The sequence below is a fragment of the Nocardioides sp. genome, assembly GCF_014360585.1.
Classification (GTDB): Bacteria; Actinomycetota; Actinomycetes; order Propionibacteriales; family Nocardioidaceae; genus Nocardioides.
The window spans coordinates 1-23385 of the sequence record NZ_JACIXG010000039.1; the positions used below are offsets into that span (position 1 = coordinate 1).

General features: G+C 68.5%; 27 protein-coding genes. 4 read left to right on the forward strand and 23 right to left on the reverse strand.

All coding sequences use genetic code 11. The features are described 5' to 3' along the window. Window positions 1–151: 151 nt before the first annotated feature. From H5T77_RS14200 to H5T77_RS14230, 7 genes are all read right to left on the reverse strand, one after another. On the reverse strand, window positions 152–754 hold the full coding sequence (locus tag H5T77_RS14200) for a short chain dehydrogenase (RefSeq protein WP_292650261.1): 603 nt from the start codon (window positions 752–754) through the stop codon (window positions 152–154). 84 nt (window positions 755–838) lie between these two features. Beyond that, a complete protein-coding gene (locus tag H5T77_RS14205; protein WP_292650263.1) occupies window positions 839–1117 on the reverse strand; it encodes a relaxase domain-containing protein in 279 nt (92 codons plus the stop codon). A 39-nt stretch (window positions 1118–1156) separates the two neighbouring features. Continuing rightward, on the reverse strand, window positions 1157–2671 hold the full coding sequence (locus tag H5T77_RS14210) for a long-chain-fatty-acid--CoA ligase (RefSeq protein ID WP_292650265.1): 1515 nt from the start codon (window positions 2669–2671) through the stop codon (window positions 1157–1159). A gap of 33 nt (window positions 2672–2704) precedes the next feature. Continuing rightward, entirely contained in the window at window positions 2705–3157 is a 453-nt protein-coding gene (locus tag H5T77_RS14215; protein ID WP_292650267.1) for a MaoC family dehydratase, read from the reverse strand. Further along, window positions 3154–3903, reverse strand: coding sequence for a 3-oxoacyl-ACP reductase FabG (gene fabG / locus H5T77_RS14220; RefSeq protein WP_292650268.1), 750 nt, complete (start codon window positions 3901–3903; stop codon window positions 3154–3156). Before fabG ends, H5T77_RS14215 begins: the two co-directional genes overlap by 4 nt. Before the next feature lie 46 nt (window positions 3904–3949). Further along, window positions 3950–5167, reverse strand: a complete 1218-nt coding sequence (locus tag H5T77_RS14225) for an acetyl-CoA C-acetyltransferase (RefSeq protein ID WP_292650270.1) — start codon at window positions 5165–5167, stop codon at window positions 3950–3952. 137 nt (window positions 5168–5304) lie between these two features. Next, window positions 5305–5886 carry a TetR/AcrR family transcriptional regulator gene (locus tag H5T77_RS14230; protein WP_292650271.1) on the reverse strand — a complete coding sequence of 194 codons (582 nt, stop codon included), beginning with the start codon at window positions 5884–5886 and terminating at the stop codon, window positions 5305–5307. Window positions 5887–6078: 192 nt separating this feature from the next. On the opposite strand from H5T77_RS14230, the gene H5T77_RS14235 reads away from it, so the two are divergent. Continuing rightward, entirely contained in the window at window positions 6079–7167 is a 1089-nt protein-coding gene (locus tag H5T77_RS14235; RefSeq protein WP_292650273.1) for an FUSC family protein, read from the forward strand. 9 nt (window positions 7168–7176) lie between these two features. Here H5T77_RS14235 and H5T77_RS14240 read toward each other — a convergent pair whose 3' ends face one another. Next, window positions 7177–8667, reverse strand: a complete 1491-nt coding sequence (locus H5T77_RS14240; protein ID WP_292650275.1) for an FAD-dependent oxidoreductase — start codon at window positions 8665–8667, stop codon at window positions 7177–7179. 130 nt (window positions 8668–8797) lie between these two features. Between H5T77_RS14240 and H5T77_RS14245 the strand changes: the two genes are divergently transcribed. Both H5T77_RS14245 and H5T77_RS14250 read left to right on the forward strand, forming a co-directional pair. Continuing rightward, window positions 8798–10078, forward strand: coding sequence for a cation:proton antiporter (locus H5T77_RS14245; RefSeq protein WP_292650277.1), 1281 nt, complete (start codon window positions 8798–8800; stop codon window positions 10076–10078). Window positions 10079–10101: 23 nt separating this feature from the next. Then, a complete protein-coding gene (locus H5T77_RS14250) occupies window positions 10102–11100 on the forward strand; it encodes a 5'-3' exonuclease (RefSeq protein WP_292650279.1) in 999 nt (332 codons plus the stop codon). A gap of 14 nt (window positions 11101–11114) precedes the next feature. Here H5T77_RS14250 and H5T77_RS14255 read toward each other — a convergent pair whose 3' ends face one another. Beyond that, window positions 11115–12293, reverse strand: a complete 1179-nt coding sequence (locus tag H5T77_RS14255; protein WP_292650281.1) for a trans-sulfuration enzyme family protein — start codon at window positions 12291–12293, stop codon at window positions 11115–11117. 105 nt (window positions 12294–12398) lie between these two features. On the opposite strand from H5T77_RS14255, the gene H5T77_RS14260 reads away from it, so the two are divergent. Beyond that, window positions 12399–12899, forward strand: coding sequence for an Lrp/AsnC family transcriptional regulator (locus H5T77_RS14260; RefSeq protein WP_292650283.1), 501 nt, complete (start codon window positions 12399–12401; stop codon window positions 12897–12899). 22 nt (window positions 12900–12921) lie between these two features. Here the strand turns inward: H5T77_RS14260 and H5T77_RS14265 are convergent, their stop codons facing one another. The 14 genes from H5T77_RS14265 to H5T77_RS14330 all read right to left on the reverse strand — a co-directional run bounded on the left by H5T77_RS14265 (window position 12922) and on the right by H5T77_RS14330 (window position 23382). Beyond that, window positions 12922–13137, reverse strand: a complete 216-nt coding sequence (locus H5T77_RS14265) for a dodecin (protein ID WP_292650285.1) — start codon at window positions 13135–13137, stop codon at window positions 12922–12924. 107 nt (window positions 13138–13244) lie between these two features. Further along, window positions 13245–13559, reverse strand: a complete 315-nt coding sequence (locus tag H5T77_RS14270) for a hypothetical protein (RefSeq protein ID WP_292650287.1) — start codon at window positions 13557–13559, stop codon at window positions 13245–13247. 160 nt (window positions 13560–13719) lie between these two features. Then, entirely contained in the window at window positions 13720–14610 is an 891-nt protein-coding gene (locus H5T77_RS14275; protein ID WP_292650289.1) for an alpha/beta fold hydrolase, read from the reverse strand. Continuing rightward, entirely contained in the window at window positions 14607–15572 is a 966-nt protein-coding gene (locus H5T77_RS14280; protein WP_292650290.1) for an oxygenase MpaB family protein, read from the reverse strand. Before H5T77_RS14280 ends, H5T77_RS14275 begins: the two co-directional genes overlap by 4 nt. A gap of 15 nt (window positions 15573–15587) precedes the next feature. Continuing rightward, entirely contained in the window at window positions 15588–16823 is a 1236-nt protein-coding gene (locus H5T77_RS14285; RefSeq protein WP_292650292.1) for an NADH:flavin oxidoreductase/NADH oxidase family protein, read from the reverse strand. Further along, window positions 16820–17488, reverse strand: coding sequence for a TetR/AcrR family transcriptional regulator (locus tag H5T77_RS14290; RefSeq protein WP_292650294.1), 669 nt, complete (start codon window positions 17486–17488; stop codon window positions 16820–16822). The genes H5T77_RS14285 and H5T77_RS14290 overlap by 4 nt, the downstream gene beginning before the upstream one ends. A 178-nt stretch (window positions 17489–17666) precedes the next feature. Continuing rightward, window positions 17667–18053, reverse strand: coding sequence for a hypothetical protein (locus H5T77_RS14295; RefSeq protein WP_292650295.1), 387 nt, complete (start codon window positions 18051–18053; stop codon window positions 17667–17669). 211 nt (window positions 18054–18264) lie between these two features. Continuing rightward, window positions 18265–18765 (reverse strand): class E sortase, encoded by a 501-nt coding sequence (locus tag H5T77_RS14300; protein ID WP_292650297.1) that lies wholly within the window; start codon window positions 18763–18765, stop codon window positions 18265–18267. 267 nt (window positions 18766–19032) lie between these two features. Further along, on the reverse strand, window positions 19033–20106 hold the full coding sequence (locus H5T77_RS14305; RefSeq protein ID WP_292650299.1) for a class I SAM-dependent methyltransferase: 1074 nt from the start codon (window positions 20104–20106) through the stop codon (window positions 19033–19035). Between the two features lie 349 nt (window positions 20107–20455). Then, window positions 20456–20902, reverse strand: coding sequence for a hypothetical protein (locus tag H5T77_RS14310; RefSeq protein WP_292650301.1), 447 nt, complete (start codon window positions 20900–20902; stop codon window positions 20456–20458). 35 nt (window positions 20903–20937) lie between these two features. Further along, window positions 20938–21753, reverse strand: a complete 816-nt coding sequence (locus H5T77_RS14315; RefSeq protein WP_292650303.1) for an Ltp family lipoprotein — start codon at window positions 21751–21753, stop codon at window positions 20938–20940. 583 nt (window positions 21754–22336) lie between these two features. After that, complete coding sequence (locus tag H5T77_RS14320; RefSeq protein ID WP_292650305.1) at window positions 22337–22786, reverse strand: hypothetical protein; 450 nt, start codon at window positions 22784–22786, stop codon at window positions 22337–22339. A gap of 159 nt (window positions 22787–22945) precedes the next feature. Then, the gene (locus H5T77_RS14325; protein WP_292650306.1) at window positions 22946–23158 is read right to left on the reverse strand and encodes an aminotransferase class IV; all 213 of its coding nucleotides are present in this window, start codon (window positions 23156–23158) and stop codon (window positions 22946–22948) included. Continuing rightward, on the reverse strand, window positions 23155–23382 hold the full coding sequence (locus H5T77_RS14330) for an aminotransferase class IV (RefSeq protein WP_292650308.1): 228 nt from the start codon (window positions 23380–23382) through the stop codon (window positions 23155–23157). Before H5T77_RS14330 ends, H5T77_RS14325 begins: the two co-directional genes overlap by 4 nt. Between the last annotated feature and the right edge of the window lie 3 nt (window positions 23383–23385).

Genomic DNA, 23385 nt, shown 5'->3' on the forward strand with positions numbered 1-23385 from the left:
GCCCGGCCAGCACGAGGATGTCGGCCGCCATGACCCGCACCGACAGCTGCCCGTCCTTGCGCCGGCCCTGACCTGGGAGACCAGGTCAGGGCCACAACTCATTTCAGCCTGTTCGCGCACATCGACCGCGGCGCGTTCAGCAGGGTCCGAGCTACCAGCCCACGCGATACGTCTGCCCGGTCTGTGCCCCGTCGACCGACTTCACGTAGGCGCGACCGACCTCGGTCGCCGGCACCGGACGGAATCCCGGGAAGGAGGGGCCGTACTTCTCCCACGACTCGCTGAGCACCGTGGGGCTGACCGAATTGATGCGGAGCCCGCGAGGCAGCTCGATGGCGGTTGCACGGACGAACGCGTCGAGCCCACCGTTGACGGTGCCGGCGATGCTCCCGGCCGGGATGGGGTCCTCCGACAGGATGCCGCTGATGAGGGTGAAGCTGCCGCCGTCGGCAACGTGGTCGAGACCTTGCCGCACGAGCTCGATCTGGTCGAGCAGCTTGTTGTGCAGACCCGCGATCACGTCGTCCCGCGTCGCCTCGGTGATCGACTTGAACGGCGTCGCACCGGCGGCGCAGGCCACCGCATCGACCTGACCGACCTGCTGGTAGAGCGACCTGATCGAGTGCGGGTCACTGATGTCGACGGCGACCTGGCCGCTTCGGCTGGCTCGGACGACCTCGTGACCCTGGTCCTCGAGCGCTGCCGCGGCGGCGGACCCGACGGTCCCGTTCGCTCCGACGAGAAGTACCTTCATCTGCGCATTCCTTCGGTCGTTATGAACTTTGGCCGTACGCAGGACAAGCACCAGCCAGGGCGAATCATTCCCTGACGCGCTTGCTCAGACGAGCGAGCTCGCCAGCACGGCATTGACCTTGTTCGAGATCACCAAGTGAATGTGCAGCCGCGGGTCACCGACGCGGGAGTCCCAATGGTCGAACGCCGCCGCAATGAGCCCCTCGACCTTGACTTGGGCAACCGCGCCGTTGCCGTTCGACACACCCGCCCGGGTTGCCGCCCCCTCCCCCGTCGGCGAAACCCGCCTCTGGGCTGGCCCCGTCCTCTGCCGCCCCCCTCGCGCACAGAGAGAAACCCCAGGGAAACCTGGGGTTTCTCGCATTTGACGACCGTGATTCCTGCGATCCAGAACTCGTCCGGCTCAGCGCCTCAGCTCACGCTTGAGGATCTTGCCGGTCGCGCCCTTCGGGAGCGTCTCGAGCACCTGCAGGTCGCGGGGATACTTGTACGCCGCGAGCCGCTCCTTGCAGTGAGCGGTCAGCTCCATCGGGCCGACGCTCGCCCCGGGCTTGAGAGCGACGAAGGCGACGACCTCCTCCCCCAAGCGGTCGTCGGGGCGGCCGATGACGGCGGCCTCGACAACGTCGGGATGCTCGTAGAGAACCTCTTCCACCTCGCGCGGATAGACGTTGTAACCACCGCGGATGACGAGGTCCTTGAGCCGGTCGACGACGAAGAAGTAGCCCTCGTCGTCGTGGTAGCCGAGGTCGCCGGTGTGGAACCAGCCGTTCTTGATCGCCGCCGCGGTGGCGTCCGGGCGGTTGTAGTAGCCCTTCATCACGTTGTGACCACGCACGACGATCTCGCCGACGTTGTCCTCGCCGGGCGGCAGCGGGTTGCCCTCGGTGTCGACGACGCGTACCTCGACACCCCAGATCTGCTTGCCGACCGAGAGCACCTTGCGCTGTTCGGCGCTGACGTTGAAGGTCGTCGTGCTCGCGGTCTCCGACAGCCCGTAGCCCTCGAGGATCACGACGCCGGGGACCTGCGCCTCGAACTCGCGGATCACCTCGCCGGGGATCGAGGCGCCGCCCGAGATGCACGCCCGCAGCGCGGGGAGGCCACGGGCGCCGAGGTCCCCCTGGAGCAGCGCGACGTACATCGTCGGTACGCCGGCGAAGATCGTGCACCGATGCGCCTCGAGAGCGTCGAGCGCGACCTTCGCCTCGAAACGAGGCTGGAGCACCAGGCTGGCACCGAACCGGACGGCGTTGTTGAGGACGCTGGAGAGCCCGAACACGTGGAAGAAAGGCAGCACCGCCAACGTGACGTCGTCGGCGCTGACCTGGAAGAGCTCGCCCGCGACGGTGCAGTTCATGTAGAGCTGGAAGTGGGTGAGCTCGGCGCCCTTCGGCTTGCCCGTGGTGCCACTGGTGTAGAGCAGCACCGCGGTGTCGTCGGAGGAGGTCGCGTGGATGTCGCCGTCGTCCTCGGCGGCCAGCAGCTCGTCGAACGGGCGCGCACCCTCCGGCACCGCGCCGCCGAGACTGACCACGTACGTCGGTACGCCGCCCGCCGATCGTGCTCCGGCCATGCCCGTCGCGGCCAACGACTCTAAGGTGACCAGCAGCCGGGCGTCGCTGTCATCGAGGTGGTAGCCCACCTCGGGGCCGGTAAGGAGCGGGTTGAGCGGGACCATCGTCAGGCCGGCCTTGAGGATGCCGAAGTAGCAGAAGACGAACTGCGGCAGGTTCGGCAGCTGCACGGCGACCTTGTCACCCGGCTCCAGGCCGAGGGCACGCAGCGATGCCGCGACCCTCCCCGAGAGAACGTCGACCTCGGCGTAGGTGAACGCCGCGTCGCCGGCGTGCATCAGTGGCTTGTCAGGCCGCGCGGCCGCCGACTCCCGCAGCATGGTGGCGAGGTTGAACGACATCGGTTCTGTTGCTCCTTCGTTGTGAGGACGGGCTCAGGGCACCACGACGGCGAGCGACTCGACCACGCAGGCGGGCTTGTCGCCGCCGTCGCGCTCGACGGTCACTCGGGTGGCGACCTGGTAGCCGAGCGAGCTCGGCGTGACGGCGAGCAGCTCCACGCCGGCGCGTACGCGGGAGTCGACCGGCACCGGGGACGGGAAGCGCAGCTTGTTGGCGCCGTAGTTGACGCCCATCTTCACGCCCTCGACCCGGTAGACCTGGGAGGCGAGCATCGGCACCAGCGAGAGGGTCAGGAAGCCGTGCGCGACGGTCGTCCCGAACGGGCCCGACTGCGCCTTCTCGGTGTCGATGTGGATCCACTGGTGGTCACCGGTCGCGTCAGCGAACAGGTCGATCTGCTTCTGGTCGACGGTGTGCCACTCGGAGTGGCCCAGGTGCGTACCGACCGCAGCCTCGAGCTCCTCGATGCCGTTGAAGGTCCTCATGCCTTCGGCCCTCCGGCGACGTAGAGCACCTGGCCCGATACGAACCCGGCACCCTCGCTGGCGAAGAACGAGACCGCGTGGGCGATGTCCTCCGGCTTGCCGGTGCGCGCCACCGGGATCTGTGCGGCCGCGCCCTTCTTGAAGTCCTCGAACGGTACGCCGACCCGCTCGGCCGTGGCCGCGGTCATCTCCGTCTCGATGAAGCCAGGGGCGATGGCGTTGGCAGTCACGCCATAGCGGCCGAGCTCGAGGGCGAGCGTCTTGGTGAAGCCCTGGACGCCGGCCTTCGCGGCGGCGTAGTTGGCCTGACCACGGTTGCCGAGCGCCGAGGTGCTCGACAGGTTGACGATCCGGCCCCAGGCGGCCTCGCGCATGTGGCTCTCGACGGCGCGCGTCAGCAGGAACGAGCCGCGCAGGTGCACGCTCATCACCGAGTCCCAGTCCTCGACGCTCATCTTGAAGAGCAGGTTGTCGCGGATGATCCCGGCGTTGTTGACCAGGACGGTCGGAGCGCCGAGGTCACTCACTACGCGCTCGACGGCACCGGCGACCTGCTCCTCGTCGGCGACGTCGGCGCCGACGGCGATCGCCCGCCCACCGGCGGCCTCGATCTCGTCGGCCACGCGCTTGCAGGCGGTCTCGTCGAGGTCGAGCACGGCGACGGACATTCCGTCGGCGGCGAGCCGCTTGGCGACGCCAGCTCCGATGCCACGAGCGGCTCCGGTGACGATGGCGGTTCGGGTCATGAGTTCACTCCTGGAGATGTAGGGGAAAGGAAGGGACGAGTCCGGCTCAAGAGAGCCGCTCCAGCACCATCGCCATGCCCTGGCCACCACCGACGCACATGGTCTCGAGGCCGAACTGCTTGTCGTGGTGCTGCAGGGAGTTGATCAGGGTGCTGGTGATGCGCGCACCGGTCATGCCGAAGGGGTGGCCGATCGCGATCGCCCCGCCGTTGACGTTGAGGCGGTCCTCGGCGATCCCCAGCTCTCGTGCCGAGGCGAGCACCTGGGCGGCGAAGGCCTCGTTGATCTCCACCAGGTCGATGTCGTCGATGGAGAGGCCGGCACGCGCCAGCGCCTGCCGGGACGCATCGACCGGGCCGAGGCCCATGACCTCGGGCGAGAGGCCGCTGACGCCGGTGCTCACGACCCGGGCGAGCGGGGTCAGGCCCAGCTTCTTCGCCTTGGTGTCAGACATGATCACGACCGCCGCGGCGCCGTCGTTGAGCGGGCAGCAGTTGCCCGCGGTGACGGTTCCGTCAGGGCGGAAGACCGGTTTGAGCGCCGAGACGGCCTCCAGGGTGACGCCCGCACGGGGGCCGTCGTCGGAGCTGACCACCGTGCCGTCCGGAAGGGTGACCGGGGTGATGTCCTTGGCCCAGAAGCCCTCGGCGATGGCCCGCTCGGCGCGGTTCTGGCTGCGTACGCCGAATGCATCCTGGTCCGCCCGGGTGACCCCGTTGACCTGAGCGACGTTCTCGGCGGTCTGGCCCATCGCGATGTAGAGGTCGGGGAGCGCTCCCCCGTCTCGCGGGTCCTGCCAGGCCTCGCCGCCGGCGGCGAGCTTCTCCGTACGCGCCTGGGCGTCGTCGAACAGCGGGTTCTGGGTGTCGGGCAGACCGTCGGCGTTGCCCTTGAAGTAGCGGCTGACCGTCTCGACACCGACGGAGAGGAAGGCATCGCCCTCCCCCGCCTTGATCGCGTGCAGCGCCATCCGGGTGGTCTGCAGGCTCGAGGAGCAGTAGCGGTTCACGGTGGTGCCGGGCAGGTGGTCCATCCCCGCCAGCACGGAGACCGCGCGACCGAGGTTGTTGCCGGCCTCACCGGCGGGCTGGCCGACGCCCAGCATGAGGTCGTCGATCTCGCTCGGGTCGAGATCGGGCACCTTTGCCAGGGCTGCCTGCACCATCTGGACGGCGAGGTCGTCGGGGCGCATGTCCTTGAGCGATCCCTTCACCGCCCGACCGATCGGCGAGCGAGCAATGGCGACGATGACTGCTTCAGGCATGAGATCTCCTATTACAAACTAAGCAGTTGCTTAGTACGGATTCGCATAGCCTGCCGCAGTGATCCCGATCACGTCAACCATCCCGCCGGATCGCGATCTCTCCGCGATCGGCGATCAGGCAGGACTCGTGACGGCGCTCAACGACTGACCAGGCCGGCGATGAACAGCTCCGCGAACGATCTGCCCACCTCCTCGGCCGTGAGGCGACCGGTCGGCTTCAGCCACATCGGGAGGTGGTGCACGGACCCGAAGAAGTAGTCGACGCACAGTTCCGCGCTCACGTCGCCACGGAAGACGCCGCTCTCCTGACCTTCGACGATCAGTCCACGGAAGGTCTCGTGGTAGCGGCGACGCTCGCGGCGTACCCCATGCTGCTTCTCCGTACTCATCTGATGCAGCGAGCGGAAGAAGATCGTGGTGCCCTCGAGGTTGTTCGCCGTGGTGACGACCACGTCCGCGCAGGCTGCTCGCAACCGGTCCTCGACCGGGCCCTCCTGCACGACGACCTCGTTCAGCCGCTCCATCTGCATCCGAAGCACCCGGCCGTAGATCTCGTAGAGCAGGTCTTCCTTGGAATCGAAGTAGTGGTACATCGCGCCTTTGGTGACACCGGCGGCCACCACCACGTCCTGGACCGACGTGCTCTCGAAGCCCTTCTCCGCGAACAGCTCCAGGGCGGCGGCGAGGATCCGCTGCGGCACGGTCTTGCCGTCCACCATCGACGGCGGCCGACCGGTTCTTCGCTGCGCCTGCACTGCCAACGGACCAACCCCCTCGAGACGACCCACAGAGTAACCGACCCGGCGGCTTGCAGGTCCTGGCATGAGGTCATGACCCCGTACGGCCCGGGGTACCTGTCGATTCATGTCCATTCCTCCTCGACCGCCGTGCGCCCGCTGATACGGATGTCCATGTCACTCGCAGAACGATCGACTCACCTCAGCGCCCGCATACGCAGGCTGCCCGTGGGCCTGGCCCTGAGAGCGGCAGGCGCGGGGGCCGTCGCCTTCTGGGTCGGTGCCGTCTTTCCGGGGCCGGCCGGCGAGTTCCCCTACTACGCGCCGCTGGGAGCGGTGGTGGCCATGTCGTCCACTGTGATGGGCTCGGTTCGCAACGCTGTCCAGAGCATCGCCAGCATCTGGCTGGGCTCGGCGATCGCGTTGGTCACGACGACGGTCATGGCGCCCACTGCGTGGACGGTGGCGCTGGTGATCGGCCTGGGGACGATGGCGGTGAACTGGCGTCTGCTCGGTGGTATGGGCCAATGGGTCCCCACGGCAGCCCTGTTCGTGCTGATCATCGGAGCCAAGGAGCCCGTCGCGTTCGTGAGCGCCTACGGCGGGCTCACCTTGATCGGCGCCGCGATCGGCGTCGTGGCGATCCTGCTCTTCCCCCAGCTGCCTCTCGGCCCCGCGGAAGATGCGATGCGCGACGTCCGCGCAGAGGTGATCGTCCAGCTCCGCCAACTGGCACACGCTCTCCAAGGCGACCGGCCACCGACTGACACCGAGTGGCGTGAGCACCGAACACGGCTGGAGCCCGCTCTGCAGCGTATGCGCGAGGCGAGAGAGCTCGTCCTCGAGGCGTCGCGGGCCAACCGGCGTCGGGCACACCACCAGAGGCTCCTGGAGAGTCAGGTCGAACAAGCTGGAACTCTCGAGCGGGTGTGCATCCTCGTCGAGAGCCTCACCCAGCTCCTGGAGGAGGAGGAGCGCGCGGAGAACGAACACGTCGGACTCGGCCCACAGCTGCGGCCACCTACGGCGCGAGCGCTGCTCGCGCTGGCGGACCTGGTCGATTCGGGAGACGGGCGCACCGTGGACATCGCAGCGATGGCGGCCGCGCGCGAGACCTTGGCCGGTCTCGTCGACGAGATCCATGCCGTACGCGTGGGCGAGTCCTCGGACGACGAGCTCTTCACCGCCGGCAGCATCGTCACCAACATCCGGCGGTGCCTGGAGACGCCGCGACCGGTCGGCGAGGAAGAGGCGCTTCGGTGAGCCGCTCCCTCATGCCTCGGGCGACGCGTCACGCTTGAGGAGTGCCTTGGTGGCGGGCCCCTCCAGGACCTCCCCGTCGGCCGAGAATCGTGACCCGTGCAGGGGGCAGTCCCAGCTCTTCTCCGCGTCGTTCCAGCGCAGCGTGCCGCCCAAGTGGGTGCAGAGCGCGACGACGCTACACGTACGGCCTTCCAGGTTGGAGGTCCCGACCGGGAGGACGCCGTCACGGCCGACGGCCCCGGCTCCGTCGGCGGTGGGCGTGTGCGCCGTCGCAAACTCGGCCCGCACGAGCGAACGGGTCGCGGCCAGACCGACACCGACGTTGAGCGACGCGATGCGGGCGGCGCCGCGCGGGCGGGTGATCCGCCGGCCCAGCACCTTCGCCCAGCTGGGTGTCGAACCCAGGATCTGGCCGGCGATGGCTCGCGCCGCGGCCACGCCGTTGGTCAGTCCCCACTTGTCGTAGCCCGTGGCCAGGTAGATGTGTCCGCCGCCGCGGGGCAGCGTTCCGACGAACGGGATCCCGTCGTGGGAGGCGTAGTCCTGGGCGGACCACGCGTGCGTCTCGACGGCCCCGTCGAAGTGGCGCGCCGTCCATTCCCGCAGCTCGTGGACGCGGCTCAGCTCGGACTCGGTGCGGCCGACGACGTGCCCGGCGCCGCCGACGAGGAGCCGCGGACCAGTGGTGGCATCCCCGGGTACCCCGCGGATCGACCTGCTCGATGAGGCCACCGAGATGTACATCGCCGGCGGCGGCTCGACTCCCTCGAAGGCGAGAATATAGGAGCGCTTGGGCTCGACCTTGGCGAAGTAGAGCCCGCGGTCCAGGGTCGGCACCCCGGTCGCGAGCACGACGTTCTCGGCGCGGAGCACGCGTCCGTCGTCGAGGGTGATCTCGGGCGTTCCCCGCCCGGACACGCCCATCACCCGATGGCCCTCGTGCACCGTCCCGCCGTGGCCGCGGAGCTGGGTGGCGAGAGCACCGAGCACGTCCATCGGGTCGAACTGCGCCTGGTCCGCCAGCACGGTGGAACCCACGTGCGGGAACGGAACGTCGAGATCGTCGGCCCAGCGTACGTCCAGACCGAGCGAGCCGGCCGCCTCATGCTCTTCGCGGACGCTGGTCAGCTCGTCGTCGGCGCTCGCATAGGTCACCGCGTCGCGGGTCTGGACGGGGACGTCGTGCTCGGCGCAGAAGCCCAGCAGCCACGCCATGCCCTCGCGGTTGGCCTCGACGTATGCCTCGGCGACCCCGCGTGACTGCGCGGACAGGATCTGGGAGAGCCTCGTCCCCTGAAGCAGCGAGAGCTTCCCCGTCGTACGACCCGTGGTGCCCGAACCCACCCGGCGTGCCTCGACGACGCCGACCCGGCGCCCGGCACGTGCCAGCATCAGGCCGACGGTCAGTCCGGTGATGCCTGCGCCCACCACGACGTCGTCGAACCGGTCGTCGTCGGGGAACGGGTCCGGGCTCGGGGTCTCGGGATGGTCCTGCCACATCGCTCGCATGTGCCCCAGGTACCCGTTCGGCGAGTCGGTCAGGCTCGGTCCGGCTGCTTCGTACGTAATCTAGGTGCCAGATGACCGTCCGAGCGCACCCTCCCTACGCGACGAAACGGGGCGAGTAGTCATGACTGCGGACCTTGCCTACGTGGTGGCCGGCGCCAGCCTGCTGCTGGCGATCGTGCTCCCCGATCTGCTCAGTCGGTGGGCGATCTCGGCTCCCATGGTGCTGGTCGGGGTCGGGATGCTGATCGGGCTCACACCGCTGCCCGACGGCTTGCCGCTGGACCCGCAGGACAACCGGGCCGTGATCGAGCACACCACCGAGCTGGTCGTCATCGTGGCGCTGATGGGCGTGGGGCTGGCGATCGACCGCCCGCTCCAGGTCCGCAGCTGGAGGAGCTGGCGACAGTGGTCTCCGACGTGGCGGCTGCTGGTGATCGGGATGCCGCTCACCATCGCCGCGGTCGCGACGCTCGGCTGGGCCGCGGGTCTGCCGCCGGCGGTCGCGCTGCTGCTGGGCGCGGCGCTGGCGCCTACCGATCCGGTGCTTGCCTCCGACGTGCAGGTCGCCGGTCCGCAGACCGGTGGCCACGAGGTCGACGAGAGCGACGAGCTCCGGTTCACGCTCACCTCGGAGGCCGGTCTGAACGACGGTCTCGCCTTCCCGTTCGTCTACGCCGCGATCCTGCTCGCGACCGAGGGCGCCGTGTCGAACTGGGCTCTGGAGTGGGTGGGGTTCTACCTGGTGGCGAAGGTGGCGATCGGCGTCCTCGCCGGAGTCGTGGTCGGGAAGGTGCTCGCCTACGTCGCGTTCCGCTCCAGCAACCGTGCCCTGCGGGTGGCGGAACGGGGCGAGTCGCTGCTCGCGCTCGCGGCACTGGTCGCCTCGTACGGCGTCGGCGAGGTTCTCGGCGGCTACGGCTTCCTCGCCGTCTTTGTCTGCGCGATCTCCTTCCGCTCGGCCGAGCGGTCCCACGACTACCACGCCGCGATGCACGAGGTGGCCGAGCGGCTCGAGCGGCTGCTGACGCTCTTCGTACTCCTCATCCTCGGCATCGCGCTCACCCGTGGCCTGCTCGATGCCCTCGACTGGCGGGGAGTCGCCATCGGGCTGGCGCTGATCCTGGTGGTCCGACCGGCTGCGGGGATCGTGGCGCTGGCCCCGTGGCCGACCCGGGGAAGGGGCACGGTCCCGCTCACCCGGCCTGAACGCTGGACCGTGGCGTTCTTCGGAGTCCGCGGCATCGGGTCCATCTACTACCTCGCGTACGCCGCCGGCGAGGACCAGGCGCTGGCCCAGGACTGGTTGTGGTCGACGGTCGCCTTCACCGTCGTCGCCTCCGTGCTCATCCACGGGATCCTCGCCACCCCGGTGATGGCCCGCATCGATTCCGGCCGGCGGTGACCTCCACCTCTACGATGGGCGCGATGTCGATGAACAGCTCGCCGCGCCGTCTCCTGCTGGTCGTCGACGCCCCGTCCCTCCTGCACCGCAACCACCATGCCCGGGCGCACACCCGGATGATCGACCGTGCCGGGCGGCCCGCCTGGGCGCTGCACGGGATGCTGCGGCAGATCCTCGACTCGATCGACGCATTCGCGCCCGACGCGGTGCTCTTCGGCCTCGACGACCGCACCTCCTCCGTACGCAGGGACGCCTATCCCGACTACAAGGCCGGGCGCGCCGAGAAGGACCCGATGCTGGTCGAGCAGCTCGACCGGGCCGGTGCGATGCTCGACGCCCTCGGGCTCGCAACCGTCACTCCCCCGGGCCTCGAGGCCGACGACGTGAACGCCTCCGCCGCGGCCTGGGCGGTCCGCAACGGCTGGAACTGCGTCGTCATCACCTCCGACCGCGACGCGTTCGCGCTGATCAGCGACCACACCCAGGTCCTGCGGCTGATCAACGGCGGCATCAACGGCTCACCGCTGCTCAACCCCGCCCGGCTGTATGCGATGTACGGCGTGCCGGCCACGCGCTATCTCGAGTACGCCGCGCTCCGCGGTGACGCCAGCGACAACCTGCCCGGGGTGAGCGGCATCGGCGAGAAGACCGCAGCCGCCCTCCTCGACCAGGTCGGCCCGATGGAGCGGGTCTGGTCCGACATCGACGACAACTCTGGTCGTGAGGTGACGGCTGTGCTCGACACCTGGGCCGCCGGCGCCGGCGTACGCCGCATCTCGGCACGCGTCGTCCGCGCACTCTCCGCTCCCGGCGCGCGAGAGCGCTACGACTTCAACCTCCGCATGATGGCCTGCCACGAGGACCTCGACCTCCGGCTCACCCCGGACATCCCCGGCACTCCCGGCCTCCTCCCCCTCGACCTGGACCGGGTCGCGCGCGTCGTCGGCTTCCTCGGTATCGAGGCGACCACGTCGCTGGCGCAGCGGGTGCTGAGCACCAATCCCGCCTCGGTGGTCACCTAGGCCACTCAGTCGGCTCAGGTGAACTGAGGCGAGAGGGCGGAGTCGAGGTCGGCCATCAGGTCCTCCGGGCTCTCGAGGCCGACCGAGAGGCGTACGAGGTTCGCTGACGGCTTGGCGTGGGCCGCGACCGGGCGGTGGGTGAGGCCGGCGGGGTGCTGGATGAGCGAGTCGACGCCGCCGAGCGAGACCGCGTGGGTGAAGAGTTCGACCGACGAGGTCAGACGGGCGGCTGCGTCGTACCCGCCGCGGAGCGCGATCGTGACCATGGCGCCGGGGCCGTGCATCTGCTTGCCGACCAGGCCGCGGTCGTCGTCCTCGCCCGGGAAGTAGACGCGCTCGACCTCCCGGTGCGACTGCAGCCAGGTCGCGATCTCGATCGCACCGGCCTGCTGGGCACGCACGCGGGTCGGCAGGGTCGAGAGGCCGCGGTGCAGGAGGTAGGCGCCGAGCGGGTGCAGGAGGCCACCGGTGACGGCCCGGACCTGGCGCAGCCGCGAAGCCGTCTCCTCGTCGCAGGCGATCACGCCACCGACCACGTCGCCGTGCCCGCCGATGTACTTGGTGGCGCTGTGCAGCGACATCGTCGCCCCCAGTGCGAGCGGGTTCTGCAGCACCGGGGTGGCGAAGGTGTTGTCGACGAGCACCGGGACGTCGCCGGCGGCCGTGACCACGGTGGCGATGTCGACGAGGTCGAGGGTCGGGTTGGCCGGGGTCTCCAGCACGACCAGCGCCGTGTCCGGTCGGACCGATGCGGCGACCTCGTCCTCGGCGCAGAACGTCACCTCGACGCCGAGCAGACCCGAGGCGAGCAGGTGGTCGGTGCCGCCGTACAGCGGGCGGACCGCGACGATGTGCCGCTTGCCGCTGAACGAGGTGCTCGCGATGATCGCTGCGGTCATCGCGGCCATCCCCGAGGCGTACGCGACCGCCGTCTCGGCCTGCTCGAGCCGCGCCAGCGCCGACTCGAAGCGCGCGACCGTGGGGTTCCACAGCCGCTGGTAGACGAACCCGCCGTCGGCGAGCGGCTCACCGCCGGTCGCCATCGCCTCGTACGAGGCCCCGCCCCGCTCGATGTCGGGGAGCGGGTTGGTCGAGGAGAGATCGAGCGGGAGGGCGTGGACGCCGAGCATCGCCAGGTCCTCCCGTCCGGCGTGGACGGCGAGTGAGTCGAGGTGGGAGTTCGCAAGCGTCATGCCAAGATGGTGGCGAGAATCCCAAGATCTGACCATATTGATTGCTGAAGATCCCGACAGTTCCCCGATCTTGCCGTTTTCGAGCAATCCGACCGACAACCGAGGGTGTCCCAGTTGGCGAAAATACAACCCCCCGCAGCCGCTCTCGACTCCGTCGACCGCGGAATCCTGCGCGAGCTCGGCGACAACCCCGAGCTCACCAACAAGGCCCTCGCGACCCGTCTCGGGATCGCCGAGTCGACCTGCGCCTACCGGCTGCGGGCGCTGCGCGACAACGGCGTCATCACCGGCCGCCGCCTCGACGTCGACACCCGCACCCTCGGCTACCCGCTGCAGGCCGTGATCAAGGTCCGGCTCGGCAGCCACAGCAAGGAGCACGTCGAGAAGCTCTACGACGACCTGGTCCGGACCCCGGGCGTGATCCAGGCCTTCCACGTCGCCGGCGCCGACGACTTCCACCTCTACGTCGCCGTCGAGGACGCCGAGGCCCTGCGCGACTTCGTCCTCCAGCACGTCACCGTCCACCGCGTCGTACGGCAGACCGAGACGCTGCTCGTCTTCGAGCTCCGCGAGGGGCCGGGCGTGCTGCCGCGCGACCCGGCGTAGATCTTGGACGTACGCGGTCCCGTCAGTCGTTGTCCTCCATGCGGAACCCGACCTTGAGCCCGACCTGGAAGTGCTGGATGTCGCCCTCGTCGACGTGACCGCGGATCTGGGTGACCTCGAACCAGTCCAGGTGCCGCAGCGTCTGGGAGGCGCGGCTGAGACCGTTGCGGATGGCGTCGTCGAGTCCGACCTCGGAGGTTCCGACGATCTCGGTGACGCGGTAGGTGTGTGCAGACATGATGCCGCCCCTTCTCGTGGTGGTTGTCGTACAGGCCGAGCTGAACCAGCTCTGTACCCACCATGGGCGCCAGGTAGAGGCCGCGCAAGGACCCAGCTATGGGGCGGTCAGCCTCGTGAATCGGCCGCGGCCCGGCGCTCGTGCAGGCGCTGCTGAGCGGCAGGCAGGTAGACCAGGCACGGCGCGTCGGCGTCCGGGTGCTTCTCCTTGAGGTGGAAGATCCAGCGGTCCATCGCAGCCATGTAGCCGTTGTCCTCGCCGGCGCGATAGGTGGACCACGGCCGGTCGCCCTTCGTCGTGCAGACGGTGCAGGCCACCTTGTAGACGAACTGGTCGTCCTCGCCGACGTCGATCTTCACCTTCGCCAGCGGACCGGCCTCGACAGCGGCCTTCCGCTCCCGCGCCGAACGACTCGCCACCATGTCCACCACTCCCCTGACCGATCCTCGCCATGCCCGGACCGTCGGTCTCGAACCTCCTCCCCAGCCTATCGCCCGCGCGTCGCAAGTCGATCAGCCGACGTATCAACCGAGCGAACCGCGTCGACCAGGCGCGCAGATGTCCGGGCGGGCCGGTCACACATCACGTACATGAGGCCGGCTCCTGTCCGTGGCGTGCGATCCAGCTCGCCACAAGGTCGCCGACGACACCGGGGTTGTACGTCGGCGCCCAGTGCCCGCCCGGCACCTCACGGATCTCGATGGTCGTGATGTCGGGGTGCGGGTCGCCCTGGGTGACCGGCGGGATGAAGATGTCTCGCCGGGGAGTGAGGACCTGGACAGGTACGTCGGTGCCGCCGCGGGCCGGCTCGAGCAGGCGCGGGAGCACGTTGGCGGCGTAGATCCGGATCGATGCTGCGTTCCGGCGGGCGCTGGGGCCGTGAGGTTGCGGGTCGAGCGGCTCGGGCTGCTCGAATGCCTTCAGCGAGAGCCTGATGACCGGGTCGATCAGCCCGATCCGGGCCAGCACCGGGGCCACAAAAGGGATCGAGAAGAAACCCATGTAGAGCGGGGACTTCCACATCGCCACGATGTCGCGGAACCGGCGCGCCCTCGCCTTGCGGCGTACCCAGCCAGGGATGTGGTCGATGCACGGGCCGGAGATGGAGGTGAAGCTGAGGATGCCGTCGCGTTGTGGGCCGGTGACCAGGTGCCAGGCCTGCACGGATCCCCAGTCGTGGCCGACCAGGTGAACCCCGGCGCCGGTGTCGACGTGGTCCAGGACGTCCCGAAGGTCTGCGGCGAGCTGGTCGAGGCGGTAGTCGGCGATCCTGCCCGGCTTGCCGGAGGCGCCGGTGCCGCGGGTGTCGTAGGTGACCACGCGATGGCCGTCTGCGAGATGCTCGACGATCCCGTCCCAGGCGGTGTGGTCGTCCGGGAAACCGTGGACGAGGACGACGGTCGGCTTGGTGGCATCGTCGCCGGCGCTGTAGACCGCGAGCTCGAACCCGTCGCTGGTGGTCACCGTGGTCATGCCGACTCCGCCCTGGCGGCGAGTGCCTCGGCCGAGAAGTGCGTACGCCACACCGGGGTCGACCACCGGGCGCGCGCCGACATCCAGGCGAGCCCGACGCGGTAGGAGATCTTCCGCGGGAGGATGACCCGCCAGAACGCCACGTGGATGCGGAGGCCGGCACGATCCATGGCGCGCTCCGGGAAGCCGATCATCTCGCGCTCCTCGGGCAGCAGCCCGACCATGATGGCGACCCGCAGGAAGTGCCGGATGGGCGCGGTGACCAGCGCCCACACCGGCAGCGGCATCGGGCGCAGCGCTCGAGGTGCCGGTAGACCGCGGGCATGGATCAGTCCGACCAGGGTCCGGACCCCCTCGTTGCGCGGGTCCGCCACACGGTCACGCTCCATCGGCCAGACCGCCAGGAACTCGTCGTACGTCGCGGGCATACCGAGCACGCCGAACCGTCGGCCGACCTCGATGAGCCCGAGATAGGCGTCGTCGCGGAACTCCCGGTCGGGCCAGCCGCGGAGCACCTCGTAGCCGCGCATGAAGCCGGCCGTGATCGCGGCCCAGTTCCATGTCCAGATGTCGCGGGTCCAGGCGTGGTACGTCGCCCCGCGAGTGTCCTCGCCGCGCATGGGCCGGTGCAGCTCCCGCATGGCGTAGGCGATGTGGTCGGCCTCGTCCCCTGCGTGCGCGACGCCGGCGATCATCTCGATCGTGTCGCGGAGCCTTCGGGCGAAGTCGAGGATGTCGGCGTCGGGGTCGGCGAAGACCCGGTCGCGCTTCAGCGTCGCCGCGGCGGTGGCGGGATGCATGAGGGGCAGCAGGAACCCGGGTAGGCCGTAGAGCGCGGTCAGCGGCTCCGCGAGCACCCGGAGAGCCGGCGCACCCGGTGCGAGCAGCTCCGGGCGGCTCTCGGCGCGGGTCGGAGGGAACCCGACCGGCCGTGTTTCGGGGATCTTCGGTGTCACTGCCATGTTGGTTCCTTCCGGTCAGCCGCGCGGGGAGCGCAGGCTCTCGAGGCCGTTGTTGAGGAGGTACTGGGTGACGTTGATGGCGGCGTGCCGGTCGGGTGCCGGCTCCTTGCCCTTGGCCATCCGCCACATCTGGACGCTGTAGTAGGTCAGCTCGGTGAGGTTGTCGAGCAGCCGGATCCCGCTGCGCCGTGGGTTGACGACGCTTTCGTCGGCTCGGCCGGCCAGCAGCTCGGCCGGGAAGTCCGGCTGCACGGTGAGCGGCCGACCGAGGCCGACAAGGTCGACGGCCCCGGACTCGACGGCGTCAACCATCCCGCCGACGGTGCGGAACCCACCGGTGAGCATCAGTGGCAGGTTCGGCAGCTCGGCCCGGACCCGTTCGGCGTAAGAGAGGAAGTACGCCTCCCGCCGCCGTGTGCTCGCCTTCAGCGACGGGTCCACGCCGAGCATGGCCGCCGAGGTGTAGGTGCCGCCGGAGACTTCGAGCAGGTCCAGGCCCTCCTCGGCGAGCGCGTGCACGACCTCGAGCGACTCCTCCTCACCGAAGCCGCCCTTCTGGAAGTCGGCCGAGTTGAGCTTGATGGCGACAGGGGTCTGTGCTCCGACCTCAGCCCGGATGGCCCGGAAGACCTCGAGTACGAAGCGGCGCCGCTTCTCCGGGGTTCCACCCCACGCGTCGGTGCGCTGATTGGAGAGCGGCGAGAGGAACTGGCTGATCAGATAGCCGTGCGCACCATGGATCTGTACGCCGTCGAAGCCCGCTTCGGTCACGACCCTTGCTGTGGTGGCGTACCGGCGGATCAGGTCCTCGATCTCGCGCGCGGTCAGCGCCCGGGGCTCGGCGAAGAGGCCACCCGTGCCGGGCCCGGCGATCGCCGAGGGCGCCACAGGATGGGCGGTGAGCGTACGCGGCGTCTGCCGACCCGGGTGGTTGATCTGGACCCACACCTTCGAGCCGCCGGACTTCGCGATCCGCGCCCACTCCGCCAGGTCCTCGGCGTGGCGGTCGTCCTCGACCACGACGTTGCCCGGCTCCCCGATCGCGGTGCGGTCGACCATCACGTTGCCGGTGATCGAGAGTCCGACGCCGCTCCCGGCCCAGCGCCGGTAGAGATTCTTGATGCGGCTTCCCGGAGTGAAGTCGCGGCGTCCCAGGCCCTCGCTCAGAGCAGCCTTGGCCAGCCGGTTCGGGATCACGAACCCGTTCGGCAGCTCGAGCGGCTGCGCCAGCACGGAATGGTCAGGGGTCACGGGTTGCTCCTCGATACGGGCGGTGTGGTGGGCGATGCCTTGACTGGACGTGGCTCGAGCGGGACGGAGAGGATTCCGCGCGCGGCGGCCTCCAGGCGCGCAGCGGTCGTCTCGTCGGCCTCGCGGCCCTCGAGAAGGCAGCGCCGCAGGATCCCTCCGGGCACGTCGACGACACAGACCGCGATCGCCTCAACCGCGGCCCGGTCACCGCGTTCCCACACGCCACGCGCCAGCGTGACCAGCAGCTCGACGAACTTCTGCTGCACCGCGACCACCTCGGCCTCGACTTCGGGAGGAAGGTCGTCGGAGAAGAGCTGATCGCGGCGCTGGGCGAAGAACAGCCGCGCGCTCGCCGGGAACCGACGTACGAACTCGACGGGGGCCAACGCCACCGCCACGACCGCGTCCACCCCGGAGGTCTCCGTCGACCCGGTGCTCTCCCCCATCGCCTCCGCCATGAGGTCGCCCAGGCGGGCCGAGGACCGGATCCACAGCCGCGCGAGCAGCACGTCCTTCGAGCCGAACGCGTGGTAGATCGTCCCGTTCGACGCCCCCGCCGCCGCAGCCAGCGAACGCAGCGTCAGTCCCGAAGGGTCGCCGCTGGTCACGATCTGCTCCGCGACGTCGAGGAGATCGTCGAGGGTGTGGAGTCGCTGCCGGGACATGCAGGCAATTAGAGCAGATGCTCTAGATCAATGGATCCAGTTGTGTCGAGCGTCACGTGCCGCTTCATCGCGCGGCGACGAGACCGCAGATCTCGTTCCTAACCGGTCTACGCTGTCCCGTCGTTGAGCCAGCCGATGGCGTGGAACTCACGGACGAGACGTCCAAGCCCAGGCGCGTTCAGATCACGGCACCTTGGTCGCTGCCTGCACGAGGGAGCGCGACGAAGAAGACGATGCCGACCAACGCGCCGACCAGAAGGCAGAGAGACGCGACGCGGTACACATTCGCGTTCAGCCAGTTGACCATCGTTACGCGATGATCCGGGCCGCGAATGACGGTGCGCTCGTCGCCCATCTCGTAACGGTCGCACGAGTACCCGGTGAACCTTTCTGACTGCCGGTCAGGGTTGTCCACCGACCGCCAGGTGATCTCGTACTTCGGGTGACGCTCGACCTCAGGCTGGCCCGATCCACCGACCTCGACGGTCGTGCACGAATTGCTCTGCCCCTCGGGAAGAGTTTTCACGCCGACAACCTCGGCCCGCTCGACCTCCTCGCCCCACATCGCGTCGGCCCACGCAGGCAAATACAACGCAAGCAGTCCGGCCGCGACGAGACCTCCCGCCCAGGCCGCACGAACACTGGGGCGCTTGCTGCGCAGCCTTACGAGTCGCCGCCGCCTCCACCCATGCCTCACCTGCACATCTCAGCAGATCCTCGCGAGCACGGTGGGGAGAACGCGAGTACGCCGCACGGTCGACGAGCTCGGCTCCAGGTCAGCTGATGCCGACGAGGACCCCGATCTTGTCGATGCGATGCTCGGGATTCTCGAACTCGTCGGACCAGTAGTTGTCGACGGCATGGTCCTCAGGAGTCGCGCAGGTCGACAGCGTGATCATCGCGCGCGTGGGCTCCTCGCCGGGCTTGCCGGGGACAGGCGCCCGCTGCGCCCGCAGCGACGCCTCCGACCGGAACGACGTCTCCCGCGTGCCGGTGATGCGATAGACGTACGTCGCCTCCTCGGTTCGCACGGAGACGCGGTCGCCTCGTCGCAGCTCGGGCAGCCTCAGGAATGCCCGCGTTGAGGAGAGCCGGTGCGCGGTCACCTGGTAATTGCCGATCCCGCCCGGCCCAGTGCCGCCGCGAGGGCCGTACGGGCTGGCCGCGACGCCGCCGTTCTGGATCTCGGTGCCGGGCGCATCGTCGGTCCAGCCGCGGTAGGGCACGACCTCCAGGTCGCTGAGACCAATCCTGGGGATGGTCAGCTCCCCACGCATCGGCCTGCCTTCAGAGGAGAGCGGTGCCGTCTCAGTGGGGGTTGGTGACGCTGTGGCGCTCGGTGACGCGGTTGCCGACGGCGACGATGACGGCGGCGGCGGCGTTCTCACCGAGGGCGTCTCAGCGCCGCACCCACCGAGCGCGAGTACGCCGAGGACCGTGGCGACGGCCCGGGATGATGTGATCTTCATGGCCCCGCCTCAGGCGAACTGCTGGTTCGCCATCCACGGTACGCCGCAACGAAAGCCCTATCTGCCCGGATGAGTTCAGGAGAGCCGGTAGAACCGCCAGAACCCGGACCCCTCGATCGGCAGGACCTCGAACCCGGCGAACCCCGCGGCCTCGCCGTATCCCTGCAACGTCGAAGGCCGCATCACCGTCCCGGTGCCGACGCTCGGGGCCGACGAGAGCCCGTCCGGCAGACACACGAAGAGGCTGAACCCGTACATCAGCCGCTCCACCTCGTCGCCGACCGGGGCGAAGCTGTCCGCGACCGCCTCGTCCATCACCACGAGCGATCCCCCGGGCACGAGCGTCCTCCGGACCGCGCCGAGCACGTCGACCGGCCGAGGCATGTCATGCACGCACTCAAAGGCGAACGCCACGTCGACCGTTCCCTCCTCGAGCGTGGCTGCGTCCTGGCACACGAACCGCGCCCGGTCCTCGACCCCTGCCTCGCGGGCGTTCGCCACGGCCATGTCGACCGACGGCTGGTCGATGTCGATGCCGAGAACGGTGGCCTCGGGATAGGCGCGAGCCAGGGCGATGCTCGACCATCCCCCACCGCAACCCACGTCGAGAATCCGACATCCCGGCTCGGCGAGAACGTCGTGGACGGCCGGCACGCCGGCCAGCGCCGGCCCGAGCTCCTTCTCGTACCACGGCCGATTGGCATCCGCCTGGGACTCCCGAGCGTCATCCCCGAGCTCGTCCCAACTCACCCCGCCACCATTCCGGTACGCCTCGAGCAACCGAGGAAGCGCCGGCCCCACCGCCCCGAACATCCGGGCGATGGGCACCAGATAGGCCAGGCTGGTCGGGTCGGTCATCACCTCCGCAGTGCTGGCCGGGATGGCGAAGCGTCTTTCGTCGGGAGCGCCGTCTGCATCGACCACCAACAGCCCCACCACCGCCTGCTGCTCGAGCCACTCCCGCGCGTACCGAACCTGTGTGCCCGTGCGCTCCGCGAGCTCCACCGCGCTAGCTGTCCCCTCATCAGCCAGGGAGCGGTACCACCCGAGGCGGTCTCCCATGAAGACCGAGACGATCTCGACCGTGCCGAGGAGCGACCCGAAGAGCCGCTCCGCAACTTCATCCGCCGTCTGCTGCGATGCATCCATCTATCCACCATTGCCCGATCACGACCACCTCGACGCTCCCGTTTCGGGCGATACTTGGTTTGAGGTAGTTCCCTTCGACCTCTGATGCGACGTTCATGTCGTACGCGCCGCGAGTCGCGACGGTCAAACGTCTGGCGGGCATACATGACGTTGCGCGCATGATGCCCGCCGAGGGCCACCGTCTGCCGAACTCCGCTACGACCACCAAGCCTGCAGGCGAAGCATGCCGAGAGCCCTCACACCTTGCGTTCCGCAAACGCCCGTTGCCCCCGGTGGCGCCGCCAAGCCCAGGCATCCTCCTCGTCTCCTTAACCCAAGCACGGGTGAGAACTGAGCTCGGGGGGAGGTTTCAGTCGATGACGATGTCCTCGCCCGAATTCGCGAGTTCCATCCGGGTCATCTCCACAGGGGTGTTGTCCCCGATCCGAACCTCGTAACGATGATCAGCGAGCGGGACGTTGGCGATGGTGAACTCGAAGACGCAGGGAACCTCATCCAGCGGGATGCTGTTACCGCCCTCGTCATTGCCGTAGAGCCCCGGCCCGAGATGCCCCTCAGCAACGACCCTCTCATCCGAATCCCGAATGACCACCTCATCTCCGGCCGCCACGAAGCCTGCCACCGACTTACATGGCGTCTCGAATGAGGTCACCTCGGCACCAGCCGACATCTGGTGAATGATGTCCTCGGTATCGATCGCTGTCAGTACCAGTTTGTTGAGGCTGACAGTCTTGACCGACTCCGTGGACGATTTGGAGGACGTCCCCGCTTGGCCGCTGCATGCGGTGAGCAGCACGGCAGCCAAGGGCACAGCGACTGTGAGCGGAGTCCTCACAAACCCACCGAGTCCACTCCATGTACGGCCTGCTTGTTGGTGAAGCCATCGAACTCCAGCTGGGTGATGAGGCCGTCCCGCGAGAAGGACGTGTAGTCGAGGTAATCCTGCGCCTTCTTCTCGGCCTGCTTCATCCAGTTGACAGTGACGTGATCGACCCCGAACGCGGCCTCGCCTTCCGAGAAGCCGTCGAACTTCAGTTGCTCGATCAGCCCCTTGCGCGAGAACGATGTGTAGTCGAGATAGTCGGTGGCCTTCCGGATGGCCTGCTCTTGAGCAACCGTGAACTCCGGCTCTGGCTCGGGCTCTGGCTCGGGCTCTGGCTCGACCACCGGTGCCGACGCGACCTCCTTCTCCTCCGCCTCAGGCTTCTCGGACTCCTCTTCGGCGGCCTTGACCGGTGCACTGGACTCAGCCGGAGAAGGATCTTCTGTCGCCATGGTCGCAGCGTCGTCAGGTAGCAATGCACCGATGATCACGACGACAACGAAGAGCCCGGCCATGCCGGCCAGGTAGGGCGCACGGGACTTCGGTCCCTCACGATCGACGTAGCCGTTCTCGTCAATCGTCAACGTCATGGCCTGGCGAGCACCGAGGATCGCGACGATGGCCCAACCCCACAGCCACACACCGCATGTGACCAAAGAGATGATGCCATGCATTACGTGCCGGACGTTGCCACCCTTGTTGAGGACGGCGCTGCTGGCGTCACGGGCGACCAGAGTCCAACCCTCGGCGACGGCCTTCCTGATCTCAAGGTCGAGGGGCGTGCTGCTCGGCAAGGGCGGCGGAGGCGGGTAGGAGTAGTTCATCGACGTTTCCTTATGTTGTCGCGGTTCCTGCCATGACGCGGCGGGAAACCCAGAGATCGGCCCAGTCACTGGCCGAATGCGTGCTCGGCCGATCACCTGCGTCTTGAACTGGATGCCACAACGAGCATCGTGAGGAGCGATGTCGTTGGCCTCCTTTACCCCGGTATGGATCCCCCAGATTGGGGATGCCACCGCTAGTCGAATGCTCTTAGGGCCACGTCGAGCCCACCAAACTGATCGAGCGGCTTCATGCAATGGCGGCCGCGCCCATGGGTGGTCGCACTAGTCACCCGCTCTCCTCCCTTCGCCTCTGGATCAGCGATCCGGACCACGTCGACCCACCGTGGCTCACTCGCGGCGGAGTGACACACCCTGTTGCCGCCTGCGCCCCGGCGTGACCGAATACGTCTGCGGGGCACCAGCCAGACCTACGAGAAGCCAGCCTGGGCTGGTCCTGGGACTCCATCCGCAGATGCACCCGAGCGGCGGCACGACGCACGTCGGAAGTGTTTGAATCGTGGCTGATCCGTGCAATCGCGACGTGTCAGGGTCGTCCAAGGTTCTCGACAACCTGGCCTGGTAGCTACTCCGCGTCGTCGTCGGTGAAGTGACCTCGCACCGTCGAGTCATGTTCGATGATGAGGTCGACAGCGTCCCAGAACTTTGCGAGCCAAGGATGAGCGAGCGCCTCGTCGCGCGAGAGCTTGTGTCCATAATAGTCGATGTTTGGGCCAGCACTCCCACCCTGAACGAGTGAGCAGGCGAGGCCATGGTCCTTGATCCAGCCGTAGCGGCAGCCGAAAGTGACTCGATCCGGGCTTGGCGAAGTCGGGTGGTCGGGGTCCCAGTCGTTGTCGAGTATGGCGTCGATGTACGCCTCGTGCACGCCGTCGTGGTGGACGCAGTTGGCGAAGTAGACCGCGAACGCGCCTCGCTCGTCATCGTTGATGAAGCCACAGATCCGTTCGTGGCGGTCGCCGTGTTCGCAGGTAAAGGTCGTAACGTCTCGGTCGGGGTCAAGCAGCAGCGCCATGCGCGGAGCATATGAGCTACCTCATCCCGGGGCTTCACCCCGGACCCATGACCTACCAACGTGCTACGCCACGCGCTATCACCGGCTCAGGTTGGCTGCCGCGACTTTTGGGCGAACTGACGCGTAGCTACCTGGTCTCAGCCGAACGGGCGGCCGCCCTCACCTCTGAGGCGAGATTGCTGCATAGGCCTGCTGTAACTCGCCGATCGCAGGGTGGTCGGAATCGAAGTGGTGGTCGTCGACCGCCCTGACCGGACGTACCCCGATGATGGCGTTGGCGGCGAACGCTGCGCGCATATGACGGATCTCGTCGAGCAGTATCACCCGCGCGACGTGTCGATCGCTCGTGCCGCGGAGCAGGACCATCGTCACGTCTGGAAGTACGGCCGCGTCGGGCCAGACCGCCATGCCCTCGTCGCTGATGAAGCCGATTTTCCAGGCAGTCCCTCGGAGACCTCTGTGCTGACGGGATCGGTGAACAGCATGCCGTCGAACCCGCCTTCTTCGACATGCATCGACGTGAAGTGGCCATAACCGATCAGCGCGAGCGCCCTCAGCTCGTCGGGGGTTGCTTCGATGCCGTGGATCGTCGCCATAGT